The organism is Streptomyces sp. ISL-1 (assembly GCF_018614585.1).
In the GTDB taxonomy this organism is placed as follows: domain Bacteria; phylum Actinomycetota; class Actinomycetes; order Streptomycetales; family Streptomycetaceae; genus Streptomyces; species Streptomyces maoxianensis.
Window position 1 is genome coordinate 1 of the sequence record NZ_JAGGOI010000004.1, and the last position, 9,217, is coordinate 9,217.

A 9,217-nucleotide genomic window follows, 5' to 3' on the forward strand; every position below is an offset into this window, starting at 1 on the left:
GGCGGTGCGCGCTCGGCGGTGCTGGCGTGTGCCGGGGCGAGACCGGCTGAACGGCCGTGTCGTGCCCGCATGATGGCGGTGCGTCAGGCGGCGCTTGCTCCGAGGTCTCATGGCCTGCGGGGCGAGCGCCCAGCCTGGCCGCTGTCACATGAAGATCGTGGGTCCGGCGCCGGGGAGCATGTCGTGTACATCAGCCGGCCGAGACACACTCGCGCTCACCGAGGACAGCCACTCGGCCTGGCCGCCTGATGGACATCGGCCTGGAGACGGCGGTGACGTACGCGCGACCGCCGACGCCGCTGCGCGTTCGAATGCTGGGCGGCACCTCATGGTCACCCAACTGCCGCCGCGACCATGGCGGTTGAACTCGCCGTCATCCGCCGCGCTCTCCCCGTCGGCCGTGCCGCCGCGACTATGAGATGCCCACTGTGGACGCATTCCAGCCGGTCCGCGACACCAACTGCACATGCCTCGCCGACATCCGCAAGGAACGGCCTTCGGCAGGGGATCCTCATGACGGGCCTCCACCGCCATCCGCGGGAGGTCGCCGCCGTAATGATCCCGCCCCTGCCCCCCACCAGGAGAGGCCCCATGGACCGTAGACGACTGCTTCAGGGTGCCGCCGCCGCGGCCACCGCCGGTGTGCTGCTGCCCGCCACCCGCGCGTATGCGTCCCCCCGTGCCGCCATCGACTATCCGTCAGCGCACTGGGCACCGGCCTCGACATCCAACTACACCGTCTCCAGCCGTCCTTTGGAGTATCCGGTGCAGTATGTGATCATCCATGTCACTCAAGTGACCTTCGCAGACACGCTGCGGATCTTCCAGAACCCGGCGAAGAAGGTCTCCGCCCACTATGTGGTGCGCTCGTCGGACGGCACTGTTGCACAGTGCGTACAGGAGCGTAACGTCGCCTGGCACGCGGGCAATTGGGACTTCAACACGCGCAGCATCGGCATCGAGCACGAGGGCTGGGTGGACCAGCCGGAGTACTTCACGCACGCACTGTACGAGCAGTCGGCGGCGCTCACCGCCTTCGTGTGCGACCGGTACGGCATCCCCAAGGACCGGGCGCACATCATCGGCCACAACGAGGTGCCCGGCGCCGATCACACCGACCCTGGGCCGCTGTGGGACTGGACGCGCTTTATCCGCCTGGTCAACTTCGCGTAACGCGGGGACGCTTGTCGCCATCCGCCGATGGGGTCACGATGGGCTCAGGAGGCCGAGGTGAGCGACGCATGGGTGGCCCTTGAGTCCGGCGCGGATCCGACGGAGCGGATCGCCGCGCTGCGCAGGGCGTACGACGCGTATCTGACAGTGGGACGGGTCGAACGGCCGGTCCGTTCCGTGGTGGCCGACTCGTGGCGGCGCTCGGCACGCGCGCACGTCAGCCCGGAGGGCACGGCGGGCGTCGAGCTGGACGCCGACGCGCTGGCGGCGTACCGCGGGAGCCATCCGCTGGCGCGGGTGATGCCGCTGGTGCGGGAGCTGATGGGTTCGTACGCCATGGACGGCGAACATCTGGTCGCGGTGTGCGACGCGCACGGTCGGCTGCTGTGGGTCGAAGGGCCTGACGCCACACGCCGGAAGGCGGACCGGATGAACTTCGTGCCGGGTGCCCGCTGGGCCGAAGCGGTCGCCGGTACGAACGCGCCGGGCACGGCGATCACCGTGGACCGCCCCGTGCAGGTCTTCGCCGCCGAGCACTTCCGGCAACCTGTGCATGCCTGGACGTGTGCGGCGGCCCCGATCCACGATCCGGCCACCGGGCGGGTGCTCGGCGCGGTGGACATCACCGGCGGGAACCGGCTTGCGCATCCGCACAGCCTCGCGTTCGTGGGGGCGGTGGCACGCGCCGCCGAGTCGCAGTTGGCGCTGCTCGCCCCGCCGCCCGCCGCCGACCGGGTGCAGTTGTCGGCGCTCGGGCGGGAGGAGGCGCTGCTGGTGGCGGGCGGCCGCAAGGTGCGCCTGAGCCGCCGGCACAGCGAGATCCTTGTGGTGCTGGCCCACCGCCCCGGGGGCGTCGGCGGCGACGAGCTGCTGGTGGAGCTGTACGAGGACGAGTCCGTCACCCCGGTGACGCTGCGGGCGGAGCTGTCCCGGCTGCGCGGGCTGCTGGGTCCTGAGCTGCTGCGCTCGCGCCCGTATCGGATCGGGGCGCCGGTCGACACGGACTTCGACACGGTGGTGCGGCGGCTGGCGTCGGGGGCGGTGACCGGGGCGCTGAGCGGGTACGCAGGTCCGCTGCTGCCCGCCTCGCAGGCGCCCGCGGTGGGGCGATTGCGGCGCCGTCTGGAGGACCAGCTGCGGGCGGCGCTGATCGCGCGCGGCGATCCGGGGTTGCTGGCCGACTGGGCGTACAGCCCGTGGGGCGAGAACGACCTCCCGGTGTGGCGGGCCCTGGCCGCCGCACTCCCCGTACAGCAGCGTCCGTCCGCGCTCGCGCGCGTACACGAACTGGATGCCTGGCAGAGGTCGTGACGGCTGCCGCCCGGCGCACGCACCACCTCACTCGAACGCGTGTACGGCGATCTCCCTGCCCGCCGACTTTTCCCGCCCTATGACGGATCCCGCACTGCGAAAGGGGCCCGATCTCCTTACTGTCAAATGGTGGGCACCACAGGGCGTGGCCCGGCCGGGCCCGTGTCGGGTGCTCGCCCATCCGAAGCCGGAGGAGTCCCCATGCCGGAGCTGTTCATCGGCGGTAAGTGGACCGCCGCGATCGACGGGCGTGTTCGTGAGATCCGGTGCCCCGCGGACGGCGCCCTTGTCGCGACCGTCGACGAGGCCGGGCCGAAGGACGCCGCGGCGGCAGTCAACGCGGCCCGTGACGCCTTCGACAGCGGGCTGTGGTCCGCCGCGGCGGCCGCCGAGCGGGGCCGGCTGCTGCTGCACGTCGCCGACCTGCTGGAACGCGACAAGGACGCACTCGCCCGCGCCGAATCCCTCGACACCGGGAAGCGGCTGGTGGAGAGCGAGTACGACATGGACGACATCGCCCGCTGCTTCCGCTACTACGGCAATCTGACAGCGTCCGGCGCCGCCGGCCGGGTCGTCGACGCCGGCAATCCGGACGTGGACAGCCGGGTGGTTCACGAGCCGGTCGGCGTATGCGTGCTGATCACTCCATGGAACTATCCGCTGCTCCAGACCGCCTGGAAGGTGGCCCCGGCGCTCGGCGCGGGCAACACCTTCGTCCTCAAGCCCAGCGAGCTGACCCCGAGCACCGCGATCATGCTGATGCGTCTGCTGGCCGAGGCGGGGCTGCCGGACGGGGTGGCCAATCTGGTGCTGGGCGCTGGTCCCACGGTTGGCGCGCCGCTCACCGTCGACCCGCGGGTCGATCTGGTGTCGTTCACCGGCGGGATCCTCACCGGGAGCGGCATCATGGCCGCCGCCGCGCCCAGCGTGAAGAAGGTCGCCCTCGAGCTGGGCGGCAAGAACCCCAACATCGTCTTCGCCGACGCCGACTTCGACACCGCGGTCGACTACGCGCTGCTGGCGGTGTTCCTGCACTCCGGCCAGGTCTGCTCGGCCGGGGCGCGGCTGCTGGTACAGGAGGAGCTGCACGACAGGTTCGTCGACGCGGTGGTGGCGCAGGCGCGGGAGATCCAACTCGGCGGCCCGTTCGACTCGAACGCCCGCGCGGGGACGCTGATCTCCGCCGCCCACCGAGAGAAGATCGAGGCCCATGTCGCGGCGGGCATCGCCGAGGGCGCGGTGCTGCGCTGCGGCGGCGCACGGCCCGACGACCCCGCTCTGCAGGACGGCTTCTACTACCTGCCGACCGTGCTGGACGAGTGCACACCCGGCATGTCGGTGGTGACCGAGGAGTCGTTCGGTCCGGTCCTCACCGTCGAGCGGTTCCGCGACGAGAAGGAAGCGGTCGCGCTCGCCAACGACACCGCCTACGGGCTGGCCGGGGCGGTCTGGTCGCAGGACGCCGGCAAGGCGCAGCGGGTCGCCTCCCAACTGCGCGCCGGAACCGTATGGATCAACGACTTCCATCCGTACGTCCCGCAGGCTGAGTGGGGCGGGATGAAGCAGTCCGGCTTCGGCCGCGAACTGGGCCCCGCGGGTCTCGCGGAGTACCAGGAGACCAAGCACATCTGGCGCAACCTCGCCCCCCGCCCCCAGAGGTGGTTCGCATGAGTTCGGACGCCGGCGCAGGGCCGGACCCCACAAGACCCGCCGACGCCCGGACCCAGAGCCAGCACGACGACGATGCGCTCGGCGTACTCGGCTACCGTCCCGAACTGAAGCGCACCCTCGGCAACTTCCACACCTTCGCCGCCGGAATCAGCTACATCTCGATCCTGACCGGCACCTTCCAGCTGTTCTACTTCGGCGTCAGCTTCGGCGGGCCGGCCTACTGGTGGTCCTGGCCGATGGTCTTCGTCGGCCAGCTGATGGTGGCGCTGTGCTTCTGCGAACTCGCCGCCCGCTACCCGGTTGCCGGGTCCGTCTACAACTGGGCCAAGAGCATGGGCGGCCCGCACATCGGCTGGCTCGGCGGCTGGATGATGATGACAGCCACCATGGTCACGCTGTCGGCCGTGGCGCTCGCCTACCAGATCACGCTGCCGCGGATCGATGAGTGGTTCCAGTTCGTGGGTGACGGCACCGGCAAGAACGACGCGGCCGCCAACGCCGTCCTCCTCGGCTCGGTGCTCATCCTCTTCTCCACCGTGATCAACGCCTTCGGCGTCAAACTCATGGCGCGCATCAACTCCGCGGGTGTGTTCATCGAGTTGCTCGCCGCCGTCGCTCTCATCGTCTTCCTGGGGGCGCACATCACCCGCGGTCCCAGCACCGTCCTGACCCAGACCTACGGGCTCGGCGCCGGCGAGCCCCTCGGCTACTTCGGCGCGTTCCTGACCGCGTCACTGGCCTCCGCGTATGTGATGTACGGCTTCGACACGGCGTCATCGCTCGGCGAAGAGTCGCACGACCCGAGCCGCAACGCGCCCCGCGCCATCCTGCGGGCCCTGGTCGCGTCCTTCATCATCGGCGGTCTGATCCTGCTCTTCGCCCTCATGGCGGTGCCGAATCTGTTCGCCAAGCAGCTGTCGACGGAGGGCCTGCAGTACGTGGTCCTGGCGACGCTCGGTTCGACGATCGGCGAGATCTTCCTGTGGTGCGTGGTCGTCGCGATCACGGTCTGCGCACTGGCGGTGCAGGCCGCCGGAATCCGGCTGATGTTCGCCATGGCACGGGACAACAACCTGCCCGCGGGCTCGATGCTCGCGCGGGTCAGCCCTCGCTTCAAGACACCCGTGGTGCCCGCGGTGGTGATCGGCGTCGTGGGTGTCGTCATCCTGGTCATCAACATCAACCAGCCGCAGATCTTCTCGGTCATCACCAGCATCGCGATCATCATGATCTACGTGGCGTATCTGCTGGTCACCACCCCCATGCTGATCCGGCGTCTGCGCGGCACATGGCAGCCCGCCGAGGGAAAGTTCTCGCTCGGCAGGTTCGGACTGCCCGTCAACATCCTCGCCGTGCTGTGGGGCGTGGCCATGTCCATCAACCTTGCCTGGCCGCGCGCCGAGGTCTACAACGCGACCGGTCCGGAGCACTGGTACCTGCGCTGGGGCGCGTTCCTGTTCGTCGGCGTGGTCGCCCTCGGCGGCTTCGCCTACTACTGGTTCGTGCAGCGACAACGCACTGGCGTGCTCCCCGAGCACCGCGCTCTCGCCCCGGACGCGCCGCCTGCCGCCACTCCCTGACCTCCCTCGACCGCCCCCGAGGCCCCCGATCCTGGAGATGCGATGTCCGCACAGAGCCCCGTCGACGAGTTCGACTATGTGGTGGTCGGCGGCGGCACGGCCGGGGCCGTCATCGCCGCGCGTCTGACCGAGAACCCGGACGTCAGCGTCTGCGTCCTGGAGGCGGGGCCCTCGGACGTCGGGGACGAGAACGTCCTGCGGCTCGACCGCTGGATGACCCTGCTGGAGTCCGGCTACGACTGGGACTATCCGGTGGAGCCGCAGGAGAACGGCAACAGCTTCCTGCGGCAGGCCCGGGCCAAGGTGCTCGGCGGCTGCTCGTCGCACAACTCCTGCATCGCCTTCTGGGCCCCGGCCGAGGACCTCGACGAGTGGGCCGCGATGGGCTGCACGGGCTGGAGCGCCAAGGACTGCTTCCCGCTCTTCCAGCGCCTGGAGAACAATGACGCGCCCGGGGACCATCATGGCCGCTCGGGCCCTGTCGTCATCCGCACCGTACCGCCGAGCGATCCGTGCGGCAGGGCGCTGCTCGACGCCTGCGTGGCGGCCGGCATCCCCAGGACGCCGTTCAACTCCGGCACCACGGTGGTGCGCGGTGCGAACTGGTTCCAGATCAACGCCCGTCCGGACGGCACGCGTTCGTCCGCGTCGGTGTCCTGTCTGCACCCTATTTTTGGCAAACGGCCGAACCTGGAAGTGCGCACCGAACTGCGCGCCAAGCGGCTGCTGTTCGACGGCGACCGGCGCTGCACGGGTGTCGAGTACCTTCAGCCCGACACCATTCACAGCGGGTCGGTCTCGGCGCGCCGCGAGGTGATCGTCTCCTGCGGGGCCATCGACTCGCCGAAGCTGCTCATGCTGTCGGGCATCGGGCCTGCCGAGCATCTGCGGGAGTGCGGTGTCGATGTGCGGGTCGACTCCCCCGGGGTCGGCTCCCGTCTCCAGGACCACCCGGAGGGCGTGATCATGTGGGAGGCGAAGCAGCCCATGGTCACCTCGTCCACGCAGTGGTGGGAGATCGGCATCTTCGCCGACACGGAACCGGGCCTGGACCGGCCCGACCTGATGTTCCACTACGGCTCGGTGCCGTTCGACATGAACACTTACCGGCGCGGCTTCCCGACGTCCGACAACGCCTTCTGTCTCACCCCGAACGTCACCCGCGCCCGATCGAGGGGCACGGTGCGGCTGCGCACGCGTGACTTCCGGGACAAGCCGAGGATCGACCCGCGCTACTTCACGCACGAGCACGACATGCGGGTGATGACGTACGGCCTGCGGCTCGCGCGGGAGATCATCGCCCGGGCCCCGATGACGGAATGGGCCGCCAGGGAGCTCGCTCCCGGGCCGGCGCTGCAGTCCGACGAGGAGCTGTCCTCGTACGTTCGCGAGACCCACAACACCGTCTACCACCCGGCGGGCACGGTTCGGATGGGCGCGGCGGACGACGCGGATTCGCCGCTCGATCCGCAGCTGCGGGTCAAGGGGGTCAGCGGGTTGCGGGTGGCCGACGCGTCCATCATGCCGCTGCTGACGACGTTCAACCCGTGCATCACGACGATGATGATCGGCGAGAAGTGCTCGGAACTGATCAAGTCGGCCTGAGTTGCGATCAGTTGACGGGTCGCCGTGGCACGTCGTCCGGCCGTCGTGCAATGCGCCGTGCAACCTGGCTGCAACGTCCGGGCTCCTAACCTCGCGGCGAGCGCCGTCCAAAGGCGGACGGCACCCTCACCGGGAGGCCTTGGAGATGACCCGATACGCAGCGCCGGGCAGCGACGGCGCGATCGTCTCGTACCAGTCCCGATACGACCACTGGATCGGCGGCGAGTACGTACCCCCGGCCGGCGGCCAGTACTTCGAGAACCCGAGCCCGGTCAACGGCCGCCCCTTCACCGAGATCGCCCGCGGCACCGCCGAGGACGTCGAGCGGGCCCTGGACGCGGCGCACGCGGCAGCGCCCGGCTGGGGCCGCACCTCGGCCGGCGACCGCGCCACCATCCTGCTGCGGATCGCCGACCGGATGGAGGCCCATCTGGAGGAGCTGGCGGTCGCCGAGAGCTGGGAGAACGGCAAGCCGGTCCGCGAGACGCTGGCCGCCGACATCCCGCTTGCCATCGACCACTTCCGCTACTTCGCGGGGGCCCTGCGCGCCCAGGAGGGCTCGCTCAGCGAGGTCGACGACGACACCATCGCGTACCACTTCCATGAGCCGCTCGGCGTCGTGGGACAGATCATCCCCTGGAACTTCCCGATCCTGATGGCCACTTGGAAGCTGGCACCCGCGCTGGCCGCGGGCAACGCGGTGGTGCTCAAGCCTGCCGAACAGACCCCGGCCTCAATCCACTTCTGGCTGAGCCTGGTCGCGGACCTGCTGCCACCGGGAGTCGTCAACATCGTCAACGGCTTCGGCGTGGAGGCCGGCAAGCCGCTCGCGTCCAGCGCGCGCGTCGCGAAGATCGCGTTCACCGGGGAGACCACCACGGGGCGCCTGATCATGCAGTACGCCTCCGAGAACATCAAACCGGTCACCCTGGAACTCGGCGGCAAGTCCCCGAACATCTTCTTCGACGACGTCTGGGCGGCCGACGACGACTTCCGCGACAAGGCACTCGAAGGCTTCACGATGTTCGCCCTCAACCAGGGCGAGGTGTGCACCTGCCCCTCGCGCGCACTGATCCAGCGCGGCCACTACAGCGAGTTCCTGGAGGCGGGCATCGCCCGCACCGAACAGATCGTGCCCGGACACCCCCTGGACACCGACACGATGATCGGCGCACAGGCCTCCAACGACCAGCTCCAGAAGATCCTTTCGTATCTGGACATCGGCCAGCAGGAGGGCGCGAAGATCCTGACGGGCGGTCAGCGAATCGAGTACGACGGCGAACTGGCGGGCGGCTACTACGTCCAGCCCACGGTCTTCGAGGGCGACAACCGGATGCGGGTCTTCCAGGAGGAGATCTTCGGCCCGGTCGTCGCTGTCACGTCCTTCGCGGACTTCGACGACGCGATCAAGACGGCGAACGACACGCTGTACGGGCTTGGCGCGGGCGTGTGGACGCGGGACATCAACACGGCCTACCGGGCGGGGCGCGCCATCCAGGCGGGGCGCGTCTGGACGAACTGCTACCACGCGTATCCGGCGCATGCGGCGTTCGGCGGTTACAAGCAGTCCGGGATCGGCCGGGAGAACCACAAGATGATGCTTGAGCACTACCAGCAGACGAAGAACCTCCTGGTGTCGTACTCCCCGAAGAAGCTCGGCTTCTTCTAGGGCCACGAAGGAAGGTGCCTGACCTGGGCTTTTACCCGTCAGGCGCCTTCCGCTGCCTTCTACTGGTGGAAGGGGGAGGCCGAGACGGCGCAGGAGTGGCGGATCTCTCCATGACTACGACGGAGTCTCCCGGCACTGGAGGCGTGGCTGCACGAGAAGCACCCGTCCGACGTCCCCCAGTGGATCACGCTGCCCGTGACTGGCGGGT

6 protein-coding genes and 1 pseudogene are annotated in these 9,217 nt (G+C 69.5%); all 7 read left to right on the plus strand.

Features of this window, described 5'->3' with window-relative positions; genetic code table 11:
- The first annotated feature begins 591 nt into the window (after positions 1-591).
- Positions 592-1,173: an N-acetylmuramoyl-L-alanine amidase gene (locus tag J7E87_RS02160; protein ID WP_215089245.1), complete on the plus strand. Its 582-nt coding sequence runs from the start codon at positions 592-594 to the stop codon at positions 1,171-1,173.
- A gap of 57 nt (positions 1,174-1,230) precedes the next feature.
- Positions 1,231-2,484: a GAF domain-containing protein gene (locus J7E87_RS02165; protein ID WP_308312811.1), complete on the plus strand. Its 1,254-nt coding sequence runs from the start codon at positions 1,231-1,233 to the stop codon at positions 2,482-2,484.
- Positions 2,485-2,685: 201 nt separating this feature from the next.
- The gene (locus J7E87_RS02170) at positions 2,686-4,155 is read left to right on the plus strand and encodes an aldehyde dehydrogenase family protein (RefSeq protein WP_215089249.1); all 1,470 of its coding nucleotides are present in this window, start codon (positions 2,686-2,688) and stop codon (positions 4,153-4,155) included.
- The gene (locus J7E87_RS02175; RefSeq protein WP_215089251.1) at positions 4,152-5,735 is read left to right on the plus strand and encodes an APC family permease; all 1,584 of its coding nucleotides are present in this window, start codon (positions 4,152-4,154) and stop codon (positions 5,733-5,735) included. Before J7E87_RS02170 ends, J7E87_RS02175 begins: the two co-directional genes overlap by 4 nt.
- A 42-nt stretch (positions 5,736-5,777) precedes the next feature.
- Positions 5,778-7,340 (plus strand): GMC family oxidoreductase, encoded by a 1,563-nt coding sequence (locus J7E87_RS02180; protein WP_215089254.1) that lies wholly within the window; start codon positions 5,778-5,780, stop codon positions 7,338-7,340.
- Between the two features lie 145 nt (positions 7,341-7,485).
- Positions 7,486-9,009 (plus strand): aldehyde dehydrogenase family protein, encoded by a 1,524-nt coding sequence (locus J7E87_RS02185; protein ID WP_215089255.1) that lies wholly within the window; start codon positions 7,486-7,488, stop codon positions 9,007-9,009.
- 42 nt (positions 9,010-9,051) lie between these two features.
- Positions 9,052-9,216, plus strand: a pseudogene (gene cutA, locus J7E87_RS34735) (divalent cation tolerance protein CutA); the annotation flags it as partial.
- Between the last annotated feature and the right edge of the window lies 1 nt (position 9,217).

Excerpts from the sequence above, each read along its gene's own strand:
- J7E87_RS02185 (WP_215089255.1), top strand. The coding sequence starts at position 7,486 with ATGACCCGATACGCAGCGCCGGGCAGCGACGGCGCGATCGTCTCGTAC.
- J7E87_RS02170 (WP_215089249.1), top strand. The coding sequence starts at position 2,686 with ATGCCGGAGCTGTTCATCGGCGGTAAGTGGACCGCCGCGATCGACGGG.
- J7E87_RS02175 (WP_215089251.1), top strand. The coding sequence starts at position 4,152 with ATGAGTTCGGACGCCGGCGCAGGGCCGGACCCCACAAGACCCGCCGAC.
- J7E87_RS02160 (WP_215089245.1), top strand. The coding sequence starts at position 592 with ATGGACCGTAGACGACTGCTTCAGGGTGCCGCCGCCGCGGCCACCGCC.
- J7E87_RS02180 (WP_215089254.1), top strand. The coding sequence starts at position 5,778 with ATGTCCGCACAGAGCCCCGTCGACGAGTTCGACTATGTGGTGGTCGGC.